General features: G+C 39.8%; 21 protein-coding genes. 9 read left to right on the forward strand and 12 right to left on the reverse strand.

Annotation, left to right across the window (positions count from 1 at the left end):
- The first annotated feature begins 99 nt into the window (after positions 1-99).
- The 4 genes from ACQ2HE_RS10060 to ACQ2HE_RS10075 all read left to right on the forward strand — a co-directional run bounded on the left by ACQ2HE_RS10060 (position 100) and on the right by ACQ2HE_RS10075 (position 4,785).
- The gene (locus ACQ2HE_RS10060) at positions 100-1,278 is read left to right on the forward strand and encodes an acetyl-CoA C-acyltransferase (RefSeq protein WP_430899912.1); all 1,179 of its coding nucleotides are present in this window, start codon (positions 100-102) and stop codon (positions 1,276-1,278) included.
- A 226-nt stretch (positions 1,279-1,504) separates the two neighbouring features.
- Positions 1,505-2,146 carry a response regulator gene (locus ACQ2HE_RS10065; RefSeq protein ID WP_430899910.1) on the forward strand — a complete coding sequence of 214 codons (642 nt, stop codon included), beginning with the start codon at positions 1,505-1,507 and terminating at the stop codon, positions 2,144-2,146.
- A gap of 49 nt (positions 2,147-2,195) precedes the next feature.
- Positions 2,196-4,043 (forward strand): tetratricopeptide repeat-containing sensor histidine kinase, encoded by a 1,848-nt coding sequence (locus ACQ2HE_RS10070; RefSeq protein ID WP_430899908.1) that lies wholly within the window; start codon positions 2,196-2,198, stop codon positions 4,041-4,043.
- A gap of 295 nt (positions 4,044-4,338) precedes the next feature.
- On the forward strand, positions 4,339-4,785 hold the full coding sequence (locus tag ACQ2HE_RS10075; RefSeq protein WP_430899906.1) for a DUF2721 domain-containing protein: 447 nt from the start codon (positions 4,339-4,341) through the stop codon (positions 4,783-4,785).
- On the opposite strand, the gene ACQ2HE_RS10080 is transcribed toward ACQ2HE_RS10075, so the two are convergent.
- A complete protein-coding gene (locus ACQ2HE_RS10080; protein ID WP_430899904.1) occupies positions 4,782-5,207 on the reverse strand; it encodes a DUF983 domain-containing protein in 426 nt (141 codons plus the stop codon). The two genes, ACQ2HE_RS10075 and ACQ2HE_RS10080, sit on opposite strands and share 4 nt — an antisense overlap.
- A gap of 161 nt (positions 5,208-5,368) precedes the next feature.
- Complete coding sequence (locus ACQ2HE_RS10085; protein WP_430899902.1) at positions 5,369-7,207, reverse strand: ABC transporter ATP-binding protein; 1,839 nt, start codon at positions 7,205-7,207, stop codon at positions 5,369-5,371.
- Positions 7,208-7,362: 155 nt separating this feature from the next.
- On the opposite strand from ACQ2HE_RS10085, the gene ACQ2HE_RS10090 reads away from it, so the two are divergent.
- On the forward strand, positions 7,363-8,010 hold the full coding sequence (locus tag ACQ2HE_RS10090) for a hypothetical protein (protein ID WP_430899900.1): 648 nt from the start codon (positions 7,363-7,365) through the stop codon (positions 8,008-8,010).
- Positions 8,011-8,075: 65 nt separating this feature from the next.
- Here ACQ2HE_RS10090 and ACQ2HE_RS10095 read toward each other — a convergent pair whose 3' ends face one another.
- From ACQ2HE_RS10095 to ACQ2HE_RS10120, 6 genes are all read right to left on the reverse strand, one after another.
- Positions 8,076-9,617: a YifB family Mg chelatase-like AAA ATPase gene (locus ACQ2HE_RS10095; protein ID WP_430899898.1), complete on the reverse strand. Its 1,542-nt coding sequence runs from the start codon at positions 9,615-9,617 to the stop codon at positions 8,076-8,078.
- Positions 9,618-9,954: 337 nt separating this feature from the next.
- On the reverse strand, positions 9,955-10,905 hold the full coding sequence (locus tag ACQ2HE_RS10100) for a hypothetical protein (RefSeq protein ID WP_430899896.1): 951 nt from the start codon (positions 10,903-10,905) through the stop codon (positions 9,955-9,957).
- A gap of 15 nt (positions 10,906-10,920) precedes the next feature.
- Positions 10,921-11,892, reverse strand: a complete 972-nt coding sequence (locus ACQ2HE_RS10105) for a hypothetical protein (protein WP_430899894.1) — start codon at positions 11,890-11,892, stop codon at positions 10,921-10,923.
- Positions 11,893-12,510: 618 nt separating this feature from the next.
- On the reverse strand, positions 12,511-14,103 hold the full coding sequence (locus tag ACQ2HE_RS10110) for a M1 family metallopeptidase (protein ID WP_430899892.1): 1,593 nt from the start codon (positions 14,101-14,103) through the stop codon (positions 12,511-12,513).
- Between the two features lie 82 nt (positions 14,104-14,185).
- Positions 14,186-15,502, reverse strand: a complete 1,317-nt coding sequence (locus ACQ2HE_RS10115) for a MutS-related protein (RefSeq protein ID WP_430899890.1) — start codon at positions 15,500-15,502, stop codon at positions 14,186-14,188.
- A 20-nt stretch (positions 15,503-15,522) separates the two neighbouring features.
- The gene (locus ACQ2HE_RS10120; protein ID WP_430899888.1) at positions 15,523-16,866 is read right to left on the reverse strand and encodes a dihydroorotase; all 1,344 of its coding nucleotides are present in this window, start codon (positions 16,864-16,866) and stop codon (positions 15,523-15,525) included.
- Between the two features lie 35 nt (positions 16,867-16,901).
- Between ACQ2HE_RS10120 and ACQ2HE_RS10125 the strand changes: the two genes are divergently transcribed.
- Complete coding sequence (locus ACQ2HE_RS10125; protein WP_430899886.1) at positions 16,902-18,602, forward strand: hypothetical protein; 1,701 nt, start codon at positions 16,902-16,904, stop codon at positions 18,600-18,602.
- A gap of 378 nt (positions 18,603-18,980) precedes the next feature.
- Here the strand turns inward: ACQ2HE_RS10125 and sucD are convergent, their stop codons facing one another.
- Entirely contained in the window at positions 18,981-19,856 is an 876-nt protein-coding gene (gene sucD, locus ACQ2HE_RS10130; protein WP_430899884.1) for a succinate--CoA ligase subunit alpha, read from the reverse strand.
- Between the two features lie 115 nt (positions 19,857-19,971).
- Complete coding sequence (yihA, locus tag ACQ2HE_RS10135) at positions 19,972-20,625, reverse strand: ribosome biogenesis GTP-binding protein YihA/YsxC (RefSeq protein WP_430899882.1); 654 nt, start codon at positions 20,623-20,625, stop codon at positions 19,972-19,974.
- Positions 20,626-20,731: 106 nt separating this feature from the next.
- Between yihA and ubiE the strand changes: the two genes are divergently transcribed.
- Positions 20,732-21,484: a bifunctional demethylmenaquinone methyltransferase/2-methoxy-6-polyprenyl-1,4-benzoquinol methylase UbiE gene (gene ubiE / locus ACQ2HE_RS10140; RefSeq protein ID WP_430899880.1), complete on the forward strand. Its 753-nt coding sequence runs from the start codon at positions 20,732-20,734 to the stop codon at positions 21,482-21,484.
- Positions 21,448-22,194 (forward strand): type IX secretion/gliding motility protein PorT/SprT, encoded by a 747-nt coding sequence (gene porT / locus ACQ2HE_RS10145; protein ID WP_430899878.1) that lies wholly within the window; start codon positions 21,448-21,450, stop codon positions 22,192-22,194. Before ubiE ends, porT begins: the two co-directional genes overlap by 37 nt.
- A gap of 385 nt (positions 22,195-22,579) precedes the next feature.
- Here the strand turns inward: porT and ACQ2HE_RS10150 are convergent, their stop codons facing one another.
- Positions 22,580-23,395, reverse strand: coding sequence for an ABC transporter ATP-binding protein (locus tag ACQ2HE_RS10150; RefSeq protein WP_430899876.1), 816 nt, complete (start codon positions 23,393-23,395; stop codon positions 22,580-22,582).
- 1 nt (position 23,396) lies between these two features.
- The gene (locus tag ACQ2HE_RS10155; protein WP_430899874.1) at positions 23,397-24,146 is read right to left on the reverse strand and encodes an MlaE family ABC transporter permease; all 750 of its coding nucleotides are present in this window, start codon (positions 24,144-24,146) and stop codon (positions 23,397-23,399) included.
- Between the two features lie 34 nt (positions 24,147-24,180).
- Here ACQ2HE_RS10155 and ACQ2HE_RS10160 point away from each other — a divergent pair, with 34 nt between their 5' ends.
- The gene (locus ACQ2HE_RS10160; RefSeq protein WP_430899872.1) at positions 24,181-24,366 is read left to right on the forward strand and encodes a hypothetical protein; all 186 of its coding nucleotides are present in this window, start codon (positions 24,181-24,183) and stop codon (positions 24,364-24,366) included.
- Positions 24,367-24,376 lie beyond the last annotated feature (10 nt).

Here is a 24,376-nt window from a genome sequence, read left to right on the forward strand (position 1 = left end):
TCAAAAAAAGCATCATTATTTGCTTTTACAATTGGAACCCTTTAACTTTGATCTATAAAGTTGCATAAACAACTATTTTAATTCTTCAAATACAACGATATGCAAGAAGCCTATATTGTTGCAGGACTTCGTTCTGCGGTTGCCAAGTCGAAACGCGGTGGTTTTCGTTTTACGCGCCCGGATGATTTAGCCATTGATATTATTAAGCAGTTGATGGCATCTGTTCCTGCGGTGGAAGCCAATTTAGTGGATGATGTTATTGTAGGCAATGCCGTTCCGGAAGCGGAGCAGGGCTTGCAAGTTGGAAGAATTATTGCTGCCAGAGCGTTGGGTATTCAAGCGCCCGGTTTAACGGTGAACCGTTATTGTGCTTCCGGATTGGAGACGATTGCTATGGCTACTGCTAAAATTAGGACCGGAATGGCAGAATGCATCATTGCAGGTGGAGTTGAAAGCATGAGTTTGGTACCTACGGCGGGTTGGAAAACAGTACCAGCTTATTCTATAGCCAGTGATGAACCCGATTACTATTTGAATATGGGATTAACGGCTGAGGCTGTAGCAAAAGATTATAAAGTAAGTAGGGAAGACCAAGATGCGTTTGCCTTGGCTTCACATCAAAAGGCATTGAATGCCATAGAAAAAGGGTATTTCAAATCAGGTATTGCGCCTGTAACCGTAACTGAAGTGTATCTCGATGAGAAAATGAAAAAGCAACAGCGCAGTTATGTTGTGGATACCGATGAGGGACCTCGCGCCGATACCAATGTAGAGGCTTTGGCAAAATTGAAACCGGTATTTGCCGCGAATGGAACCGTTACTGCGGGCAATTCTTCTCAAACTTCAGACGGGGCTGCATTTGTGATGGTAATGAGTGAGCGATTGATGAAGTCGTTGGGATTGAAGCCTATTGGTCGTTTGGTGGGAAGTGCGGTAGCAGGTGTTCATCCCAGAATTATGGGAATAGGACCTGTGGCAGCCATTCCAAAAGTGCTAAAACAAACCGGGTTGAGTCAATCACAAATTGACCTTATTGAATTAAACGAAGCCTTTGCTTCTCAGAGTTTAGCTGTTATTCGTGAACTGAATTTAGATCCTTCTATTGTAAATATTAATGGCGGCGCCATCGCATTAGGGCATCCGTTGGGTTGTACCGGCTGCAAGCTCACCATTCAGGTTCTCAACGACCTTTCTCGGTTAAACAAAAAATATGGAATGGTGACAGCCTGTGTGGGCGGGGGCCAGGGAATTGCCGGTATTATTGAACGCATTGATTAAGTGGGTTATATGTGAAATTCCACTATCTTCGTGTTGGTTAGGTCAACTGGTAGATAGCAACTCAATCCGCATTCCTATTTTATTCGCATATTCTCACTATTAAGCAACGGTTATTGGTGTAATCAATTGTTTTTATGCCTGTAACGTGAGTATGCGTATAGAGAACTCGTAATTAGCACGTATCGTAAAAATTGATATGTGTGATTGACAACCAGACTGGCGCCTCATGATTAAGATTTTTGTTACAGACGATCAGGAATTATACCTGGAGGGATTATGTTTACTTCTTGATAAGCAACCCGGAATTAAAGTGGTTGGATCCTGCCGAAGCGGGAACGCCTTGCTATCTCAAATTCCATCATTGGATGCAGATGTGCTATTGCTTGATGTGAATCTCCCCGATATAGAAGAAGAAGTGCTTTTAAAGGGAATCAGGGAACAAAAACCTGATTTGAAGGTATTATACCTAACCATGATGCGAGGCACAAGGTATATTCACAAACTTACCAAACTGGGAATTCAAGGCTATTTGTTGAAAAATGCGGGCATTGAAGAATTGAAAAAAGCCATAGAAACCGTGGCTTCGGGCCAGCAATTTTTTAGTAAAGAAGTGAATATTGCCGATGACGACGATTTCCGCAATACCATTACCATTGGTGACCGCCAGATTGGTGAAATCCTTTCCAAACGTGAAATTGAAATATTGAAGCTGATTTGTAAAGAATTCAGCAATGCTGAAATTGCCGGAAAGTTGTTCTTGAGCATCAGTACGGTTGAAACGCATCGCAAGAATTTGATCTCGAAATTGGGCGTTAATAATACCGTGGGTTTGGTGAAGTTTGCTATCAAGAATAATTTGATCGATTGATCATTTTATGCAAGCCTTTAGCCCACGAACATTCAATTAAAATACGTTAGTGCTAACCAGGCTATCTTTATTACTTCTCTTCTTACTATCCGGAATTGTTGCTCATACGCAACGAGACACCACTTATTTAAGGCAACTCTACGATCGTTGTTTAGATTTCGATGAAACAAAGAAAGACTCTTTATTGATAGCGGCTAATTTAATTGAGTCTGAATCGGTAAAACTTAAGTTTAAGTCGGGAAAAGTATTAGCGTATCGACTGTTTGGTATACATCAGGAGATGTACAATAATTTGGAGAAGGCCATTGAGTTTTATTACAAGTGTTTAGAGGAAGCCCGTTCGCTGCAAATCATTAATTATGAAATTTCAGCATACAGCGATTTGGCCATAGCATATATGCAGTTGGAAAAGCCTGATGCAGCAAAGGGGTATTTTGTACTCTGTGCACAGAAATCGCTGCAATCGGGTGAATTGCTCTCGATATTAAATTCTTACACCAATTTGGGAGGTATCTACAATACCCTTCATAAATACGATAGCGCCAAGTATTATTTGCAAGAGGCCATTCGACTAGGCGGACCTTTAGGCGAATCGGTCTACGATATGAGTACAACCTATAACAATTTGGGTAATACTTATTTCAGAGAGGGAGATTATGAGAAAGCTTTGGAGAATTTCGTCTTGAATTATAAAAAGCATTCCAATGGTTCCGGCGATAATGAGAGCTTTTGGGTCGATCATTTGAACCTATCCGATACCTATCTTCAGTTAGGGCAGATGAAGTTAGCGAGGTTACATGGGGATTCTTCTTTATACATCGCAGAATTGTTAGGATCAATTTCTAAAAAGGCAGACTCTTATGCTTTGAAGTCGCGTATTGAAGCACAAGATCGAAATTACAAGTTGGCGTATGAATATTCATTGAAGTGGCATGAATTGGATTCGGCAATAATTAACAAGGAAACCCAATTGAAAATTGCTGAATTGCAGGAACGATTTAATGTGAAAGAGAAAGAAGCACAAAATAGTTTTCTGATGGCAAGAGTGGAGCGACAGATGTTCCAAAATAGGGCCATCAGTGTTTTGTCGATCTTACTTGGATTGGTAGTAGTGTTGGTGGCCATTGCTTTTATTACCAAGCGTAATGCGAATAGACGTTTGGAAATGAATAATATTCTGATGCAAGAGCAGAATGAAAAATTGATTGAATTGAACCGGGAGAAGAATTCCTTGATTAGTATTGTTTCCCATGATTTGAATACGCCCTTCGCTACGATTCAATTGTGGGTACAATTGATGCAAACAGACGCAGGGAATTTAACTCAAGAACAGCAGAAGAGCTTGCTGCGCATTCAACAAGCAGGAGAGGCCGGACAAGCATTGATTACCCGAATTCTAGATGTGGAAAAGCATGAAAAAATAAGTGTAGCTTCTATTGAGCTTACCAAATTTGATATGATTATGTGCATGGAGAGTTTGAAAGCCAATTTCGAACCTATGGCGGCCAAGAAAGACATCACTATCACCCTAATCCACCCACGCGATGCAGTTTATATTATGAGTGATCGACAGTTGGTGAATCGGATCTTTGAAAACTTAGTTTCTAATGCAATCAAGTATTCGCCTAAAGGCCGGCAGGTTACGATTCTTTTAAAAAACTTTGAAGAGTTGGTTCAAGTTGAAGTGTTAGATGAGGGCGTGGGCATTGCGTCAGATGAGCTTCCTTTTATTTTTGATAAGTACAGTAAAGTTAGTTCTGTTCCAACAGACGGTGAATCGTCTACCGGATTAGGACTTTCTATCGTGAAACGAATAGTAGAGGAATTGAATGGTTCAATCGCTTGCAGCAGTGAGTTAGGAAAGGGAACGCGTTTCAATGTGATTTTAAAAAAATAGGGCGAATCAATACTATTGGTCCATAATTTGCGTTATCTGATTGTCTTACTAACCCAATTTTTATAAGACTAGAACCCCAAAGCGAAAGTTTTGGGGTTTTGTTTTTGCGCAAAGGTTCTCGGAGTTTTAGGAGAAACTCAAAGTAGTATGAAAATTTCTGAAGGACTTGGAAAAGTACACAGATTATCTCTCGATACAGTTTTGATTGCGTTGATGCGCTTTGGTTTTAAGACCTTAGTTTCACCTGCCGTCTAAACTTTTTCTTTCCTACCTTTATGGTGAAAACTTGAATTACATGCAACTTTCTATCACCACTCCGGCATTACTGTTTCCTGCGATCTCATTGTTGATGTTGGCGTATACCAACCGTTTTTTGGCACTGGCGAGTTTGATTCGGAATTTGCACGATAAATACAAGAAGGACACAGATCAAAAGCACTTGATTGAGCAGATTCGTAATTTAAGAGCTAGAATTCGATTGATTCGCTCGATGCAAGCTTTTGGTGTAATGAGTTTTCTTTTTTGCGTGGTGTGTATGTTTTGTATTTTCAAGGAATGGGAGCATGCCAGCTATATTATATTTGCCGGCAGTATTTTGGCTTTCATTATTTCCCTTTTGATTTCCCTTACAGAAATAACACTTAGCACCAGGGCATTGGAATTAGAGCTGAGCGATATGGAAGAACTCAGCAAGACCAATATTTTTACAGATATCTTACGATCGAAAGAAGAAAAAGACTAAAGGTTAAATTCCTTTGGAGGGGTGTTTTTGTAATCTTCGTTGTATCTCACAAAAAAGTAAAGGTAGATAACTCTGCTCAGCCGCATCAACCATGGTTGCAATACCACCAATAAGAGAATGTTCAATCCGAGCCACCAAAAGAAGCGCTTATCATGACTACTCATGCCAATTAAGACCCACCAAGCAACAAAGGAGGCAACAGAGAGTGCTACTGAAAGCGCATAGCTAACATAGCCTGTACCATACCAAAAACCCTGCTCCAATTCAAAACGTTGTTTGCATTCTTCACAATGCTCAGGCATGTCGAATACCTTTTTTAAGTTCCAAGGATTGCCGGAATTAAACATTTTTCCTCTGCGACAGCGTGGGCATTTCATTGATAAGATGCTCCAGAAATAGTTTGGGCGAGTGGTATTGCTCATACTGCAAAGGTAATTTTTTCTTTTTGTTGAAAGGTGACAAACATCACCCTTCCAAATAATCTATCGAAATCTCCATCCACAATCCTTTTTAAAAGAAAATCCTTGATGCCATTTTGGAAATGATATCAAGGATTTTGGTTACTGGCCATTTTAGCTTGCGTTTATGCGCCTGCTGTCATTTGCTGCCATTTTTTTCTTTCGCCTATTTGCTGACGCCACATAGCGTAGTACAAACCTTTTTCATTCAGGAGGGTTTCGTGATTGCCGGTTTCAACTACATCGCCTTGTTCCAATACATAGATCCTATCGGCATGCATAATGGTTGACAAACGGTGAGCAATGAGAATGGTAACCTGATTTTTTTCTTCTGAGATGGCTCTGATCGTGTTTGTGATGTCTTCTTCTGTCAATGAATCGAGGGCAGAAGTGGCTTCATCGAAAATCAATAACTTAGGTTTTCTCAGAAGTGCTCGGGCAATGGAAAGACGTTGCTTTTCACCTCCCGATAATTTGAGACCGCCTTCGCCGATCATGGTATCAAGTCCTTTTTCCGCACGAGCCAATAATCTTTGACAACTGGCTTTATTCAAAACATCCGTTAACTCCTCGTCCGTTGCTTGAGGGTACACGAATAGCAGATTTTCCTTAATAGTACCGGAGAACAACTGGGTATCTTGCGTTACGAATCCAATTTGGTTGCGCAAGTCGTCGAAATTAATGGAATTTTCGTCCATGCCATTATAAAGAATGCTTCCTTCTTGTGCTCGATAGAGACCCACCAACAATTTCATCAAAGTGGTTTTTCCGGAGCCCGAAGGTCCTACAAAAGCAATTGTTTCTCCTTTTTTTGCATGAAAACTAATCTCGTTAATTGCTTTAGCCGACGCTGTTTGATGTTTGAACCCAACGCCTTTGAATTCCAATGTTTGAATAGGACCCAAGGGTTTGGGATCAGCAGCAACCGGTTCCGGTTGTTTGTTCATCAAATTATGGAAGTTGTTCAAAGAAGCTTCTGCTTCTCTATAAGAAAGGATGATGTTCCCAATTTCTTGCAAAGGTCCGAATACAAAGAAAGAGAAGATTTGCATCGTCACCAATTGGCCAGCATCCATTGTTTTATGAAAAATCAGCATCATCAGTACAAAAAGAATGATCTGACGTAAAGTATTCACCAAGGTGCCTTGGATAAAGCTGATGCTTCGTATGCGTTTTACTTTGGTAAGTTCTAGTCCAAGAATTTTATAGGTGTTCTTGTTCAAGCGGTCTACTTCTTGTCCGGTTAAACCAAGACTTTTTACAAGCTCAATATTTCTCAAACTTTCGGTTGTTGAACCTGCCAGAGAAGTGGTTTGTCCAACAATGGTTTTTTGGATCTGTTTTACTTTCTTACTTAAAACATTGGTGATGAATGAAAGTCCAAGAATACCACCAAGATAGATCAACGGAATGCTCCAGTTGATATAGATGGCGGCATAAATAAATACGAAACCGATACCTACAATGATTCCGAAAAGCAAGTTGATGCTATAAGTCATGAACTTTTCTACATCGGTTCTAACTTTTGTAAGAACGGAGAGGGTTTCACCACTTCTTTGATCTTCGAACTCTTGATAGGGGAGTTTCATGGCGTGTTTCAATCCATCCGTAAACACTTTCGCGCCAAATTTCTGGATGATCACATTGAGGAAGTAGTCTTGAAAGTTTTTAGCAATTCTGCTGATCATAGCTACTGTAATGGAGGCCAAAACCAACCAACCTATTCCGTAGATCACATCCGCTTTACCGGCTTTGTTGATGAATTCTTTTTTCATGAACAGGTAATCGTTTTCTTGGAAGGGGCCAAGTTGTTCTTTACCTGAAAGATGTTCGTTGGCGAGGTTGATCATTTTACCAAAAATAATCGGGTCGCAAAGCGAAAATCCGGTATTAATAGCAGCAAGGAGAATGGTTAAGGCTACCAGCCATTTATAGGGGCTGAGGTACTTTAAAAGTATTTTCATAATGAGGCTCTGGTTTCAAATACTGTGCGAAGCTAGGATTAATTGCCAATATGGCACTTATCCTAAGGTAACTTGCCCTCGATAGGATCAAAATACACCTATGGGAGTATTGGATGCAATAGCACAAATCGATTGTTTTGGGAAACTATTTTACCATGTCGACTCAATTACGCTCCTGTATTAAACCTTATGTTCTTTTCATAGTATTGGTTCTGTTGTTTTCCGGGGCAAAGGCCCAACACACTGGCTATCTGGGACTTCACGGAGGTTGGGGAAGTGCTCAGGGCAAAGAACTGAAGTTGGGGTCCGGTATTTGTTTAGACCTGGAATTGCCTTTGGGAGAAAAAGTACTGTTGAATTTTAGACCCTCTTTGAACCGGAGGAGTTTCAATTATGGTGGATTAAGTCCGATGGTTGAAAAAGCAACCTATTTTGACATACCGGTGACCCTTATTTTCTTAAAAGAAGACCAGGATGATCTGGGCTTCTATGGTGGATTTGGGGCCTATTATGGAATGGCATTGAGTGGAAAAGTGAAACGTTATGATAATTCCGGAAATTTGAGCTGGTCTGCCATGAAGTTTGGGGAAAAAGCAACCGATGATAGGGTAAGGACAGACTTTGGTGCAGTGCTTGATTTTGGCGTTCGATTTGGAGAGGGTAAGCGAACTGCAAAGGTAGGTCTTCAAATTATGCATGGTATTAAAGACATTGCACCGGCAGAACTGCAGAACAATCCCACCGCGAGCATTTCACGCCGACTTCGGAACTACACCTTTTATGTAGCAGTTGCATTATTCTAGATGGATAAACACTGCCTATTATAAGTGAATATGGTGTTGAGTCGATATGGTTAGTGATGTTTCATTTAACCTGCCCATCCTTCTCTATCCAAACTTCTAAAATGAATGGCTTCGGCTACGTGTTCGGGCTGAATGCTTTGACTTCCGGCTAGGTCGGCAATGGTGCGACTCACTTTTAATATTCGATCGTAAGCCCGAGCTGAAAGATTCAATTTGTTCATCGCAATTTTCAACAGGTTTTGTCCCACATTGGAAAGCTCTGCATGTTCTTTCAATGATTTTGAACTCATTTGGGCATTGCAATAAATACCCGGTTCGTTTTTATAGCGCTCGGCTTGTAATTCCCTTGCAGCAATCACTCGTTCACGAATTTGCGAGGAACTTTCGCCCTGTTGTTTTTTGGCCAGTTCATTGAAAGGGACGGGCGTTACTTCTACATGTAAATCGATTCGGTCGAGCAACGGCCCTGATACCTTGTTCAAATATTTCTGAACACCGCCCGGTGGACAAGAGCATGTTTTTTCAGGATGATTGTAGTAACCGCAAGGACAGGGATTCATGCTGGCAATAAGCATAAAAGAAGCGGGAAATTCCAAAGCTAATTTTGCTCTGGAGATGTTTACTTTTCGTTCTTCCATCGGTTGTCGCATCACTTCCAATGCCGAGCGTTTGAATTCGGGCAGTTCATCTAAGAACAAGACACCATTGTGTGCCAGTGAAATTTCACCCGGTTGTGGAATGCTACCGCCCCCAACTAGCGCGGCATCTGAAACTGAATGGTGGGGACTGCGAAAGGGTCTTTTAGAAACCAAATGCGCGTTCTCTGGAAGTTTACCCGCCACGCTGTGGATTTTCGTTGTTTCTAAAGCTTCGTGTAAGGATAAGGGTGGAAGAATAGAGGGCATTCTTTTGGCAAGCATGGTTTTGCCGGCGCCCGGTGGTCCAATGAGAATGGCATTGTGACCTCCCGCTGCCGCAATCTCTAAGGCGCGTTTGATGTTTTCTTGGCCTTTCACGTCACTGAAGTCGAATTCAAAATCGTATTGAGTATCGAAGAATTCTTCTCGGGTATTTACTTGAACGGCTTGAAGAGATTCGGGATTGACGAGGAAGTCGATCACTTCATTGATATGCGTTACGCCGTATACCTCTAAATTATTCACCATGCCGGCTTCCCTTGCGTTTGACTTGGGTACTAGCATCCCCTTAAAGCCTTCTTTTCTGGCTGTAATTGCCATTGGAAGGGTTCCTTTAACCGGCAAGATGCTGCCATCCAAACTCAACTCTCCCATGATGATGTATTGATCGAGCGGAACGGTGTATTTCAATGCTTCGCTACCTGCGAGAATGCCAATGGCTATCGGCAGATCGAATGCTGTTCCCGATTTTCGAATATCGGCCGGAGAAAGATTCACCAATATCTTTGTTCGGGGCATTTCAAATTTGTTGCTTTTGAGAGCACTTTCAACGCGCTGCAGACTTTCTTTTACGGCACTATCCGGCAATCCAACAATATAATAGCCGGCTCCTGCCAAAACATTAACCTCAATGGTAATAGTAGTTGCATCTACTCCGTAAACCGCACTTCCAAAAGTTTTTACCAGCACTGTGAAGAGTTTAGATCATTAAATGAGGGTGTAAATTTAGAATAATGAATTCAAGAATGGTGCGGGTTGTACAACGGAAAGTGAGAGTGAATTTGATAAATGACAGGGGTAGTAATTATAAATAATGAAACAGATGGCGATTTTGCGGTTTTGAGATGCGAGAAAGACTGTAAGCTTTATTGAAACTGAATTGACAAGGAAATTGTAGCCTCTTCTCTTTATTCTTTAGTCAGAACTAGATGTTTAACTCAGGATATAATGCTTTATGTCTTTAAAATATTAAACTTTCTATCGGTGGTGCGAGCAATTTTGAGAGAGTTGACGTAACAAAAAATCATTAAAACTTGTTTTTAACAACGGATAACAATTGGTCAGTATTTAATAAGTCTATATGACCGTTGTAGATAAGGTGAAAACATCGTCTTATATAATCATCCAATTTGTTTGATATTTCAGCGTATTCGCTGTGTTGGGTATATTTTTGTTTTCTGCCATGAACGAAATTAGAGCGAATTTTATATCCTTCTCTTACAATTTTCTTTATTTCATTTGCTTCTTGTTGTGATAATGCTATATAGTTAGCAGTTGAGGTTGATATTGATTCCGTTATCTTTTTATGATTATAATTGAATAGATGTTCTAAAACAGAACAATATAGGGCAATTTTCATAGTTATTATCATTGATTTTCGAGCATTTTTTAAAGTTATGTGAGTTCTTTCCAGTCTGTTTAGTTTGGTTAGATCATATTTATTAAAGTCCAGACTAGAGTTAAATATCTTTTTGTATTCAAAATTGTTTTGAATTGGTTTGTAAGGGTTGCTGTCATACTTTCTATATAAGTTCATTATTTCAATCGCCTTGTTTATCTCCTCCTGATTAATAGTTGTTGATTTGAATTCACAAGTTGAGTCGCAATAGTTTACGCCGTTGATTGATTCCACAAATTTTGTTAGATCTTTTGAATAACAGAATTGTATTGTAGATTCTATTGAGTGGTCTTTTATGTACCAAAGAAAATCGAACACGGAGTTTTGTATTTTATAACAATAATCTGCAACTTGGTATGGTCCATTTGTTTCTTTTGATATAAGAATACTTGAATATACTATGTTGTTGTGGATTGTGTCAAGTCTGGCTCGACCCATTATATAATGAAGTTTTGGAGTGAAATACGGAATTTCATTTGATGTTGGTAGATAGCCAATGATTTGTGATTTATCTATTCTTATCGTTTGATTATTTTCTAATTCACAATTGGCAATTGTTGATATTGTGATATAGTGCATTATAACTAGAATATTTTAGTTAAATAATTTATTCAAGAAATAGTCTTCGATTTGGTTGCCTTTTAGGTCTAAAAAATCCTTCTTTTGAGTTAAAAGATTTATAAATAATTGCCTGGTGATTTGGTCCATCTTTTTACTAAAATCGGGAAGAAGTTTATCTGTTTGGGAGTTTATTTTATTTCCATGAATGAAACATGACCTTATGTCATAGGCCTTTTTCACAATACGGTATATTTCGGTTCTTTGATCTTTGTTTTTACCAAGGAAAAGAGCAGTTCTAATAGAAATTTGATTTGTTACTTCGCTGTTTGATGTACTAAGTATTGATTCCAATACAGAACAATAAAACGTAATTTTTGCAGTTTTTAGACTTGTTTTTCTTGCATCATCTAGCAGAGCTATCGCTCGTTGGAAGTTGGTTGTTGTGGATTGGTCAGTTGTAGAAAATTGCGAAGGCATAAAGGTGGGTTCATCCTTTATTTCTATATTTCGAGGTTCTAAAATTTGGTTTGGGAGAAGATTTGTCACAAGTTTAGTTATCGATTTTGCTTTCCTGAGATTTTTGTAATCTAGTATAGTTGGTTCTGCTTTACCAATTGAGTTTGTTTGTTTGCTTTGAGGCGTGGTAGTAATTGCATATTTCAGTGATGGTGAATATGAATGAATTCTGTGTGTTTGAAAGCTATTGTCAATTACAAACCATGTTGACGAGATATAGTTTGAAATTACGGTTCTGGCAATTTTGTGATATTTGGCTATTTCAAGATCGTCATTCTGTATATTCTTGTGAGTCACTATAATGTATGGATGCAGGTTATAGTTATTTGCTTCATCCATTCCGATGTATGCTTTATATTTTTCAGTAAAAAGTTCTGGTATTTTGTTTGCTTTTGGAGAATATATCGTTACGTTCTTGTCTATTTTAATTTTTTCAATCGATTCATCTAGTTTTAGAAAATGGATAATTGCGACAGTATAAAGTGTCATTTGCAAGAGTTTAAGGAGTTAACATATTATTTATTTCGGAATTATGATATATCTCCAAAATTTCGTTTTCATTTCTATAGCTAATTTCTTCAATTTTGATCTAAATAATAAAATGCTTTGGTATGTCATTATGCACAATTCAACCACAATTTTCTTTTTTGGGCTGATTACAAATACATATCTATCTAGAGAATTGCAAAGTAAATGTCGGGCAAGATATAATAGTCATAAGGGGTTTTTATGTGATGTAATTTATTTATTTTAACTATTCTAATAAAATTCGAGCATGGTATTATGACTTTTGAAAGGTGTATACTTAAAGCTGCGAATAGGGAGCCTCGATACCCGATGTTCAATGTCGACATGTTTCCAAATTAAACCACGAATCTTAGTTGTTGTAACTGCTTAAACTATTTAAGCTCCTTGAGATGAGTGTTGTTTTAAATACTAACTATTTAGCCAACATCGATATTGATGTCAGTGATTTTACTGAATGGATGCAATAATCAAGTCTCTTTATATGTTACTGTTATGTGAGTTGTTTGAAAATTGAGGTTTATTGAAAAGTACAGCAGGAGAATAATATTGTCCGTTCAGATTTCTGCTTTAAAATAAGTGTCAATTTGGATTAACTAATTCATAAAACAATCGGGCCTGAGGATCCAGTTTTATTTTGAAAGTAGGAGATGGAAGAGCAATGGCAACATGCGTTACCTTTTCTTTTAACTGAACTGCTTTCGTGATCTTACCCTCATTAGTTGTGAGTTCGATTTGTAAAGGGGTATCAAATAAATAAGATTGCTCCTGAATAATATCAATTTCAATTTGTTGAGTGCTGCTATTGTAATTTGAGTTTACTCTGAGAATTGGATGCTGCGGTTGATAGAGCCATTGCTTAAAAAAAGTTTGTAAATTCTTACCACTTACTTCTTCTGTCATTCGAATAAAATCTTCCGTTGCGGCATTCTTCCCGGCATAAGTTGAATAGAATTTTTGAATGGTCGCCCAAAACAAACTATCGCCAATTTGTTGATGCAGCATCTTTAGCACCCAACCTGCCTTTTCATAACTATTTGGATTCAGCAAATCCATTGGATCAGCATAAGTAGTGTCCACAATTGCCTTACTCGCTTTGTGTGCATACTCCAGCGCTTTTTCTCTGTTCTGCAAGCTGATTTTTAAGGCTGTGTCGGCACCATGAGCATACGACATATAAAGCTGTGTGAAATAAGTAGCGAATCCTTCACTTAACCAAATGTGACGCCAATCGGTTTCGGTAATGCTGTTACCAAACCACTGATGGGCAATTTCATGAGCCATTAAGGCTTCGTTTTGATTCAATCCATTTACAGAATTCTCATAGTAAAAAATAGTGTTGGCATTTTCCAGTCCTCCAAATCTTGTTTTGGATTGTACGTTTGCCAATTTTGGGTAAGCATAAGGACCAACTTTATTGATGTAGAATGGCAATATGTCTGCGGCCACGCCATAATCATTGAAGCCTTTCTCTCGATCTTCTGCATACACCCAACTGTATACCGGAATTCCGCTAACCGTTTTTACTAGTTCTCTTGCAAAATCGGCTACACCAATTACCATTACCTTAGTAGGAAGTGGAGTCGTTTCTTTGTAATGCGTTAGGCGAAGATTATTAGACAGGTTCGATACTTCTGTTTCAATTCCATTGGCCACCACTTGATAATGATTGGGAGCAGTTACAATAAAGTCTACCGCTGCTTTATCGGAGGGATGATCGTTACAGGGCAACCAATGGCGTGCTCTGTTGGGCCAATGATCGGCAAAGAATCCAATTTTGTTGTTCTTATTCTTTCCAAAAATCAAACCGTCGGCAGGAATTCCTTTGTAATAAACAGTGATGGTGTAAGATTGAGTATTGTTTAATGCTTGCGGAAAGTTAATCTTAAGTTCATCTCTATAGTGTGTAAAACTTAAGGTCTGCTTGTCTAAGGATACACCACTTACGTCCATGCCTTTTTTGTCTTCTCTTTTTTTCACCAAGTTCAAGACAATCGATGATGTATTTCTTTTCGGAGTGAAGTCAATCGTTGCCTTGCCAACTACCATGCCTGTGGTATCATTCAAGTTCACATTGAACTCGTAATGCGATACATCAATGAGTTGATAATTGTTTTGTGCGTTGGCATACGACGAAACGAAAAGCAGAACTATCAGAAGACGTTGGATCATCATTAAATATACGTAATTGCGGAGATATTGTCAATGGTGCGTTTTAGTGCTGTAGACGAGCCTTTTACTGCTGTTTGAAGCTCAGTTATAATTGCTCCAACAGAGAAACAACCTTTTCTCGTTTTAAGATCAGGTAGCCCAAGCGGTCGTTGCTGATTCCCTCTTTTAATTGGTAGCTAAAGCTCAATTGTTCTTCTTCAACAGCCGTTTCGAAATAGCGGAAACTGATATTGGGATGTTGCTTCAATTCTTCACCAATTTCATATAAATGGGTGCTAAGAATAAAGAGTGAGTTCTTTATTTTGATCAGTCCTTTGATCACTGTCAACGAACATTTCATCGCATCTTGAACATTGGTGCCTTTGAATAATTCATCGATCAATACCAACCATTTTCTTCCATCATTGATTTTGAGAATGGTGTTTTTAATGCGTTGTACTTCATTGAAGAAATAGCTTTCCCCTTTAATGATGTTGTCGACCACATTGATATTGCTCAGCAGTCCGTCGAATAAACTCAATTTCATGTGACTGGCGGGAACACCCATGCCAACATGCGCCAAGAATACGGCATCGCCCACTGCTTTAATGAAGGTGCTCTTGCCGGCCATATTTGCCCCGGTTAAAAATATAAAGTTCGATTCTTTGTGAAGCGCTACATCATAAGGAACCGGCGTGGGCAATAAAACGTGAAAAAGATCCTTCGCTTCCAGTAATGGTTGATCGGTTTCTATAAATTCAGGCAAAGTTAGCTTCAGTTCTTTTTGAGCAATGGCCATGGAATGCCAAGCGTCGAGTCTACCGAAGATCCCCACTAGCTCATTGGTTGGAGATCTAAACTGTTCTTTTATATAATTTCCGAAGTAAATGGTTTCGCTCCAAGTGAAGGGTTGTTTTGAATCGCGGTTGATGAGCTTTTGAATCACCGGTTTGTTGAGTAGATCTTTCACCCTTGCCATCAAACTACTCATTAAAGAGGGCATGGGCTTGTTTTTAATTGATTCGATCCATTTGTTCATTCCTTGGAAGAAGTCGGCGAAATGTGTCAATGAATAGCGAACCAAAGCAAAATCGGGTGCATGGAACACGCGGTAAGTGAAGGCGTTCAACATGTTGGCTGAATCGGGCATTCCATCGATATTGCTATCAAAGAATTTGTCGATTACCATTAAAGTGCCATTGCTGATCTGAACCGGCCAATGCTCTTCATTGGATGCCATCAGAGAAATGATCTCCTGTGTTTCTTTGATCTGTTTTAGTTCTTTGAATGGGTTATTCAAATAACGAAACAACCACTCTCTTCCTTCCACTGTTTGAGTGAAATTGATGCGATGAAATACCGAAAAGCTTTCATCGCTTTGAAAGATCGCGAGGTCGTTATACGTAGTTTGGTCAATAACCATAGCAGCAGTTTCGTGATGAATTAAGAGCGGTTGAATTTCAGTCGTGCTCCTTTATTAGATTCATTCCAGATACCATTTCCATACACTAAATTCCCATTTACGAATGTATGGGTAATGAGTGCCGGAAATTCAGTTCCTTCCAAGGGGCTCCAACCGCATTTGTAAAGTATATTTTCTTTCGAAACTACAGTTTGTTTGTTTAAGTCAACTAATACCAAATCGGCAAAGTATCCTTCTCGAATGTATCCTCTATCTGCAATTTGAAAGCAGGTTGCAACTGCATGGCTCATTTTATGTACTACTTTTTCAATGCTAATACGGCCTTCTTTGGCGTACTTAAGCATCATCAGTAAAGAGTGTTGAACCAAAGGAAGTCCGGCATGCGCTTTTTCATAAGGTTCCATTTTTTCTTCCCAAGTATGTGGGGCATGATCGGTAGCAATGACGTCCAAACGATCGTCTAACAAAGCTTCCCAAAGTGCTGCTTTGTTGTTAGGAGCTTTGATAGCCGGATTGCATTTGATGAGATTGCCTTTTCGTTCATAGTCGTCTGCTGTAAAGTGCAAGTGGTGCACACATACTTCTGAGGTAATGCGCTTTTCTTCAAGGGGCAACATGTTGGAGAATAATTGCAATTCTTTTTCTGTACTGATGTGAAGAATGTGCAATCTTGTATTGTGTTGTTTTGCCAGTTGAATAGCGCTGAAAGAAGATTCAAAACAAGCGTCGGCATTTCTGATGATGGGGTGATCTCCCGGCTCCAACGTTCCTTTTTCGGCTTTTATACTTTCCCAGTTGGCTTTGATGATGCGTTCATCTTCACAATGCGTTGCAATCAGCACTTCGCTTTCGCTGAAAAGCTTATTAAGAGTAATGTAGTTGTCTACCAGCAAATTGCCGGTAGAACTTCCCATAAATACCTTGATGCCACAGATGTCGTTTTTCTTCTCATTGGTGCGCAAGGCTTCATCTGCATTGGTATTGGAAGTGCCCATGAAGAACGAATAGTTGGCAAGGGCTGTTTGAGAGGCAATTTTGTATTTGTCTTCCAAGAGGTCTTGCGTAAAGGCGGGAGGAACGGTATTAGGCATTTCCATAAAGCTGGTAACACCACCGGCCACGGCTGCTTTCGATTCGGTATAAATATTGGCTTTATGCGTAAGACCGGGCTCTCGAAAATGCACCTGATCGTCTATAGCACCCGGTAATAAATGCTTTCCTTCACCGTTTATTTCGATGACTGCACCATCTGGTTCGATTTTTGGAGCAATCTTTTCAATTCTGCCGTTTTTGATGAGAACATCCAGCACTTTGCTGTGTCCTTCATTAACCACGGTTGCATTTTTAATCAGGTAAGTTTGCATAACTTTAGTCTCTAATATTCTTTAATTAACTGCGCATGCAATTTATTGTAAAAAATCTGTTGTCCTTTGTTTTACTGTTGATTCCTGCCTTGGTTTTTTCACAATCTACCTATCTTCCTCAGGGGAACAAGCACCAGGCATTAATGGATCGACTCGAAATCAAACTACAAACCAACCCCGATCTCAATTTGTTCACAATAAAACCCCTCTTGAGAAACAAGGCGGTGGCAGCCGGTTTGCAGGCCGATTCATTACAAAAGACCAAGCCGGGCTTTCTTTCCTCAGTGGATCAGTTTAATTTGAATTCACTGTACCGTCAGAATTCAGAGTGGTACAATGGCGATCCTGTTTTGTTGAAGAGCAAAAAGCCCTTTTTAAAGCATTTTTATCAAACGGCAGCGAATTTGGTGGAGGTGAAGGAAAAGGATTTTTTCCTAGTGATCAATCCGGTAATTCAACAGCAGCAGGGTGCTGAATCGGGATACAAGGAGCGTGTTTTTCTTAACAGCAAAGGCTTGACCGCAAGAGGTATTATTGGCAATAAGATTGGTTTTAGTGCCTACATTACCGACAATCAAGAACGAGGCCCTCGATTTGTTCAAACACGTATCGACTCGGCTGATGCGGTTCCCGGTGCAGGATTCTACAAGGCGTTCAAAGTAACTGGAAAAGACTATTTTGATGCGCGTGGGTCTATTCACTTCAATGCAACCAAGTACTTGAATTTTTCTTTTGGATACGATAAACAGTTCATAGGTAACGGCTATCGTAGTTTGTTTCTCAGCGAATATGCGAACAGTGCCTTGTTCTTAAAAGTAAATACCCGGATTTGGAAATTCAATTATATGAATCTGTTTATGGAATTGACCCCACAAACAGTTCAAATAAGCGCGGGGGATAAATTACTCGACAAGAAATATGTGGCCATGCATCATTTGAGCTTCAATGCTACTCCTTGGCTCAATTTAGGATTATTTGAAGCGGTGGTGTTTGGTAGAAAAAATCATTTTGACTTTACTTATTTGAATCCGATCATGTTTTTGCGTGTATCGGAGCAGCAGAATGGAAGTGCCGACAATGCTTTGGTGGGCTTCGATTTCAAAGCAAATGTTGCTAAGAGGGCTCAATTTTATGGGCAGTTTTTATTAGACGAATTCTTTTTGAAAGAAGTAAGAGCACAGAATGGTTGGTGGGCCAATAAGTTTGGATTGCAGTTAGGTGCGAAGTACATCGACCTGTTCAATGTAAAGAATTTGGATGTGCACGGAGAAATCAATTTGGTACGTCCTTTCACTTATTCGCATTACGATTCTGTTTCGAACTATACGCATTTCAATCAACCGCTGGCGCATCCACTGGGAGCCAATTTTGCAGAAATGATAGGTGTTGTTCGTTACCAACCTTTTCCTCGTTGGACGGCAGAGGCAAGGTTGATTGTATGGAAACAAGGACTTGATTCCTTAGGTGTGAACAGCAATTATGGTTCTGATATTTTCAAAGTAAATACGAATAGACCTGCGGGTGATTATGGATACAAAATTGGTTCCGGTATTGCAGCCAATGCTGTAAATGCGCAATTGTGGGTGAGCTATGAGTGGAAAGAGAATTTGTATTTGGAAGGCGGGCTCTTGTATCGCAAACAGTCGAAACCGGTAGGTGCTGCTTCAGTTCCCGATGCTACGGTGATGAGTTTGGGACTGAGGTGGAATGCATGGCGGAGGACCTATGATTATTAATTAATAATTGAGGAATTAATAATTAATAATGAAACAGCCGGGGTAATTAATAATTAATAAGTAATAATTAATAATGAAACAGCCAGGGTAATTAATAATTAATAAGTAATAATTAATAATGAAACAGCCGGCAGTTAGGTAGAATGAAGTTCGGAGGCTAATCTGCGGGGATCTATAGTAATCTGAGGAACCTGTGGTTTCAATACCTAAAACTCAAGACCAAAGGCCTAAAGCCTAATGCCTATTGCCTAACTGACAATTGAACCGCGGGATAGAGCGATGAGAAAGCTGAGGGGGATGAGGAAGAAAAAGAGTTTATAAAAAGAGAGAGGGCGAATCGAAGATTCGCCCTCTCTCTTTTATTTTGAATCTAGTGGATTATTTACCACCGATTACTTTTTGCATGGTTGCACCGATATCGGCAGGGCTGCTTACTACATGGATACCGCACTCGCTCATGATCTTCATCTTCGCTTCGGCTGTATCTTCTGCACCACCTACAATGGCACCTGCGTGGCCCATACGACGACCTGGAGGAGCCGTTTGACCGGCAATGAAACCAACCACTGGTTTGGTTCCGTTTTCTTTGTACCAACGAGCGGCTTCTGCTTCCATACCACCACCAATTTCACCGATCATTACGATACCGGCAGTTTCAGGGTCGTTCATGAACAATTCCAACGCTTCACGAGTAGTAGTACCGATGATGGGGTCACCACCAATACCGATAGCGGTAGAAATGCCCATACCTGCTTTCGCAATTTGGTCTGAAGCTTCATATGTTAAAGTACCTGATTTAGATACCACACCAATTTTACCTTTCTTGAATACAAAGCCCGGCATGATACCAACTTTGCACTCTTCAGCAGTGATAATACCCGGACAGTTAGGTCCAATTAAACGTGTTTTCCTGCCTTGCAAGTAGCTCTTTGCTTTTACCATGTCTTGAACAGGAATACCTTCTGTGATACACACTACCAATTCAATACCTGCTTCAGCAGCTTCCATAATAGCGTCTGCCGCAAAAGCCGGTGGAACGAAAATAATAGATACATTGGCACCGGTAGCTTTTACCGCATCTGCCACAGTATTGAACACTGGACGATCTAAATGGGTGCTGCCACCTTTTCCTGGAGTTACACCACCTACCACCTGAGTACCGTACTCAATCATTTGAGTAGCATGGAACGTTCCTTCCGTACCGGTAAAACCTTGTACTAGAATTTTCGAGTTTTTATTAACTAGTATGCTCATAATTGATTTTAAAGTGTCACAAAATTAAGGAAAATGAACTTAGAAGTCGTTAAGATAACTGGAAATACTAAGAAAGAAAATGCGATAACGATTCATTTTTTTGGTTTAAGAGCAATTACGTAGGCTCTTCTTGATTTAGCGATTTATTGCACTCTTCAATGAAGCTTAAAATGCCCTCTCTCCCCAGTTTTTTAACTGCACTGGTTACGTAATGTCGGGGTAAAAACTGCCAAGTTTTGCTCATGGCTTGCAGAAAGGATTTTGCGTTTTTGCTCACTTCTTTTTGGGTTTCCTTGTCGGCCTTTGTAAATACCAAACAAAAGGGGATTTCCCAAGCTCCCAATTGGTTGACGAATTCCAGGTCAATCTTTTGCGGCTCGTGACGGCTATCGATTAAAACAAAGAGATTGATCAAGTTCTCTCTTTTTCGAATATAATTTTCTATCATTTGTTCCCATCGGCGACGGCTGTTTTGGCTCACTTTGGCGTATCCATACCCTGGTAAGTCAACAAGGTACCATTGGTCGGCTTTTACGTTTTTGCCAAGATCATTGTCTTTGATAGACTCAATGGTAAAGTGATTGATCAATTGGGTTTTGCCCGGTGAGGCTGAGGTTTTGGCCAATTTCTCATTGTTGCAAAGCATGTTGATGAGGGAAGATTTCCCCACATTGCTTCGACCAATGAAGGCATATTCGGGCCGATCGGCCTTGGGGCAGTCTTTAAACTCAGGACTGCTGATCAGATAGGTCGCTTTTTTGATGATCATGGGCGCAAGTTAAAACAAATCGGGGGCTTCGCTGTTTTTAATGGGGGTGTTTTCCGTATGTTAAATAGCCCTTTTATTCCTCATTTTGTAGTTTCTTTGCAAACCCATGTCTAAATATTCACACGATAGCATTGTCCCTTTTGAAGGGTCTGAGCAGAGCAAGAAAGAACAGGTGGCCGGCATGTTCGACCAGATCGCCTTTCGTTACGATACCTTGAACCGATTGCTGAGCGGGGGTATTGACATTTATTGGCGCCGTAGAGCAATCAAGGAATTGCAGGAACTAGCACCCAAAAAGGTACTGGATGTGGCTACAGGAACCGCTGATGTTGCCCTCATGACCTATAAGTATTTACAGCCTGATCAAATAATTGGCATAGATATTTCAGAAGGAATGTTGGAATTGGGACGGGAGAAAGTTGCCAAGTTATTGTTAAATAAGCACATAGAGTTGCAGAAAGGCGATTCTGAAGCAATAAATTTCCCCGACAATTCGTTCGACGCAGTAACAGTGGCGTTCGGGGTACGGAATTTTGAAAACCTTGAAAAAGGGTTAAAAGAGATGTACAGGGTTGTGAAACCCGGAGGAAAAGTGGTAATTTTGGAATTCTCGAAGCCCAATAAAAAGTGGTTTTCAGGAATTTACAATGTTTACATGAAGCTGATCGCCCCTAAAGCAGGCGCCTGGCTTTCGAAAAATAAAGAAGCATACTCATATTTAAATAACTCAGTAAAAGCATTTCCAGAAGGCGAAACATTTCTACACATTTTACAACATTGCGGTTTTACCCAAACCTCTCTAAAACGACTGAGTTTAGGCATATGTACCATTTATTGTGGAAACAAAAGAAACGACTAGTTCCGGTATTGTTACTCGGTGTGGCCTTGTTGTATTCTGTCCGTACTCGTGCTCAGGAAATTGAATTGAATTTACCCAATCACGACGACAAGAAGTACTTTCTCGGCATTGCGCTCATGTTTAACAGTTCTCGGTTCCATATCGAGCAATCGCCTCGCTTTTTGCAGTACGACAGTGTATTGTCCATCAACCCTCTTAATACAGGAGGATTTGGTTTGGCAGGTATACACACCTATCGCTTATCAAATCGATTTGAAGTAAGAGCCATTTTTCCGCAGCTCTTATTCTCCTATAAAAACCTGGCTTACCATTTAAAATATCCCAATAAGAGTTTAGATGAAGATACGTTCATGACCAAGCCGGTAGAATCGATCATGTTGGGATTGCCGGTGCATATCAAATTCCGCAGCGATCGAATCAATAATTTCCGTGTATACATGTTTGCCGGGGGAAAAATTGAATACGATTTAGCTTCCAATTCATCTTCAAGGAAGGCGGAAAATTTAGTGAAGTTGAAGAGTTATGATATGGGTGTTGAAGCCGGTATCGGTTTTAATTTTTATTTCCCTGTGTTTATTCTTTCGCCAGAGATCAAGTTTAGCAATGGCTTGATCAACACACATAGCAAAGATGCCAATCTTAAATTCTCCAACACCATCGATAAGTTGAAATCGAGAATGGTGGTGTTTAGTTTGATATTTGAAGGATAGGGGGTAATTAATAATTAACAATTAATAATTAATAATGGGGACAGGTTGAAGGGGCTAGATATTAGGCCTGCGGCCTGAATTAATTAATAATTGAGAATTAATAATTAATAAGGGGGGCAGGTTGAAGGGGCTGAGGGTTAGGCCTGCGGCCTGAATTAATTAATAATTAATAATTAATAATTGGTGCAGGTTGAAGGGGCTGAGGGTTAGGCCTGCGGCCTGAATTAATTAATAATTGAGAATTAATAATTAATAAGGGGGGCAGGTTGAAGGGGCTGAGGGTTAGGCCTGCGGCCTGAATTAATTAATAATTAATAATTAATAATTGGGGCAGGTTGGAGGGGCTAGAGTAAGCCTACGGCCTGAATTAATTATTAATTTTTAATTATTCATTACTAATTAACTTGTCCATATCTCTGTTATTATCAATTTTCCCAGATTGTTCGAGCATGCGCATGTCTTTGGCATCTTGAAGGAAGTCGGAGGCGAAGATGAATTTATTGAGTAGTTCATTTTTGCTGAAGATAATTTCTTTATTGGTTCCTTCCCATTCTTTGTAGCCTTGATACATGTAAATGATGTGATCGCCAATTTCCATCACACTGTTCATGTCGTGCGTATTTACGATGGTAGTAATATTGTATTCCATCGTAATTTCTTTGATTAGTTTATCGATCACCAAAGAAGTTTGCGGATCGAGACCTGAGTTAGGTTCATCACAAAACAAGAATTTTGGATTCAGAACAATGGCTCGAGCAATGCCTACGCGTTTTTTCATTCCACCACTCAATTCAGCAGGGAATTTCTTATTGGCATCTTTTAGATTTACGCGATCCAATACTTCGTTTACACGTTTCAGTTTTTGAGTGGTCGTATCTTTTGTAAACATGTTCAAAGGGAACATGATATTTTCTTCTACTGTTAAACTATCAAAGAGTGCCGATCCTTGGAAAAGCATTCCGATTTGTTTGCGGATCTCTTTTTTGTCGTCTGCTTGCATATTCAAAAACTCGTTGCCATTGTAGCAAATTTCACCGTCATCGGGTTGGAGCAGCCCTACCATGCATTTCATGAGCACGGTTTTACCGCTGCCGCTGGCACCGATAATCAAGTTGCACTTGCCGGTTTCCATAACAGCATTCACATCATTCAACACCACACGGTCTCCGAATCCTTTCTTGATATGTTTCAGTTCAATCATCTTATTTTATATTGCTTAACATAAGGGCAGCTAATATATAGTCGGCAAACAGTACTGCCACACAACTCACTACCACCGCTTTTGTACTGGCCCTTCCAATTTCAAGCGCACCACCTTGAACATAATAGCCATAATAGGCCGGAATACTGGAAATGATAAAGGCAAAAGTATAGCCCTTCACAAGTGCGAAAAACACGTTATATCCCATGAAATTCTCGAGCACGCCTTTTTCAAATTCATTGCTGCTCATTACATCGGAAAGTACTACCGCCATTCTACCACCATAAATTCCTAATCCCATTGATATCACTACCAACAATGGAATCATGATCATAGAAGCCATGATTTTTGGCAGCACCAAATAAGATTTGGTATTGATTCCCATAATTTCAAGGGCATCAATTTGCTCGGTTACCCGCATGTTTCCTAATTCGCTTGCTATTTTACTGCCTACTACTCCTGCAAGAACAATACATACCAACGTAGGCGCAAATTCAAGAATTACCGTATCACGAACGATGGTTGCGATGGTTGATTTTGGGACGAAATCGCTCACCAATTGGTAAGCAGTTTGAAGGGCCGAAACGGCGCCCATAAACACTGAAATGATGACTACAATGCCCAAAGAGCCTAAACCAATTTCAGAACATTGATGCATCAATTCTTTCCAATACATCTTGAAGTTTTCCGGTTTGGAAAACATTCCTTTGATCATCAATAAATAACGTCCAAATTCTGTAAATAAAGTCATCTACCCGTAGTTAGTGGCCAAATTGATTTAAAGTGTGAAATTACTAAATCCAAACGGATTCTTTCAACAATACTCACCGGCCACCAAAAAGCGAAGGTTAAAGTTTGGTGAAATAGGCAAGCTTTTATTGAAGCACAGAATGAATGCCTATAATAAAAAGATCTTCAATAAAAAACCGCTTCGCATTGCGAAGCGGTTCTCACTATTTTCTAAAGCCTAAAGCCCAAGGC

This window comes from Endoryza foliicola (assembly GCF_050589245.1).
In the GTDB taxonomy this organism is placed as follows: Bacteria; Bacteroidota; Bacteroidia; order Chitinophagales; family Chitinophagaceae; genus Endoryza; species Endoryza foliicola.

Excerpts from the sequence above, each read along its gene's own strand:
- ACQ2HE_RS10060 (WP_430899912.1), top strand. The coding sequence starts at position 100 with ATGCAAGAAGCCTATATTGTTGCAGGACTTCGTTCTGCGGTTGCCAAG.
- ACQ2HE_RS10065 (WP_430899910.1), top strand. The coding sequence starts at position 1,505 with ATGATTAAGATTTTTGTTACAGACGATCAGGAATTATACCTGGAGGGA.
- ACQ2HE_RS10075 (WP_430899906.1), top strand. The coding sequence starts at position 4,339 with ATGCAACTTTCTATCACCACTCCGGCATTACTGTTTCCTGCGATCTCA.
- ACQ2HE_RS10080 (WP_430899904.1), bottom strand. The coding sequence starts at position 5,207 with ATGAGCAATACCACTCGCCCAAACTATTTCTGGAGCATCTTATCAATG.
- ACQ2HE_RS10085 (WP_430899902.1), bottom strand. The coding sequence starts at position 7,207 with ATGAAAATACTTTTAAAGTACCTCAGCCCCTATAAATGGCTGGTAGCC.
- ACQ2HE_RS10090 (WP_430899900.1), top strand. The coding sequence starts at position 7,363 with ATGTCGACTCAATTACGCTCCTGTATTAAACCTTATGTTCTTTTCATA.
- ACQ2HE_RS10100 (WP_430899896.1), bottom strand. The coding sequence starts at position 10,905 with ATGCACTATATCACAATATCAACAATTGCCAATTGTGAATTAGAAAAT.
- ACQ2HE_RS10105 (WP_430899894.1), bottom strand. The coding sequence starts at position 11,892 with ATGACACTTTATACTGTCGCAATTATCCATTTTCTAAAACTAGATGAA.
- ACQ2HE_RS10110 (WP_430899892.1), bottom strand. The coding sequence starts at position 14,103 with ATGATGATCCAACGTCTTCTGATAGTTCTGCTTTTCGTTTCGTCGTAT.
- ACQ2HE_RS10115 (WP_430899890.1), bottom strand. The coding sequence starts at position 15,502 with ATGGTTATTGACCAAACTACGTATAACGACCTCGCGATCTTTCAAAGC.
- ACQ2HE_RS10120 (WP_430899888.1), bottom strand. The coding sequence starts at position 16,866 with ATGCAAACTTACCTGATTAAAAATGCAACCGTGGTTAATGAAGGACAC.
- ACQ2HE_RS10125 (WP_430899886.1), top strand. The coding sequence starts at position 16,902 with ATGCAATTTATTGTAAAAAATCTGTTGTCCTTTGTTTTACTGTTGATT.
- sucD (WP_430899884.1), bottom strand. The coding sequence starts at position 19,856 with ATGAGCATACTAGTTAATAAAAACTCGAAAATTCTAGTACAAGGTTTT.
- yihA (WP_430899882.1), bottom strand. The coding sequence starts at position 20,625 with ATGATCATCAAAAAAGCGACCTATCTGATCAGCAGTCCTGAGTTTAAA.
- ubiE (WP_430899880.1), top strand. The coding sequence starts at position 20,732 with ATGTCTAAATATTCACACGATAGCATTGTCCCTTTTGAAGGGTCTGAG.
- porT (WP_430899878.1), top strand. The coding sequence starts at position 21,448 with ATGTACCATTTATTGTGGAAACAAAAGAAACGACTAGTTCCGGTATTG.
- ACQ2HE_RS10150 (WP_430899876.1), bottom strand. The coding sequence starts at position 23,395 with ATGATTGAACTGAAACATATCAAGAAAGGATTCGGAGACCGTGTGGTG.
- ACQ2HE_RS10155 (WP_430899874.1), bottom strand. The coding sequence starts at position 24,146 with ATGACTTTATTTACAGAATTTGGACGTTATTTATTGATGATCAAAGGA.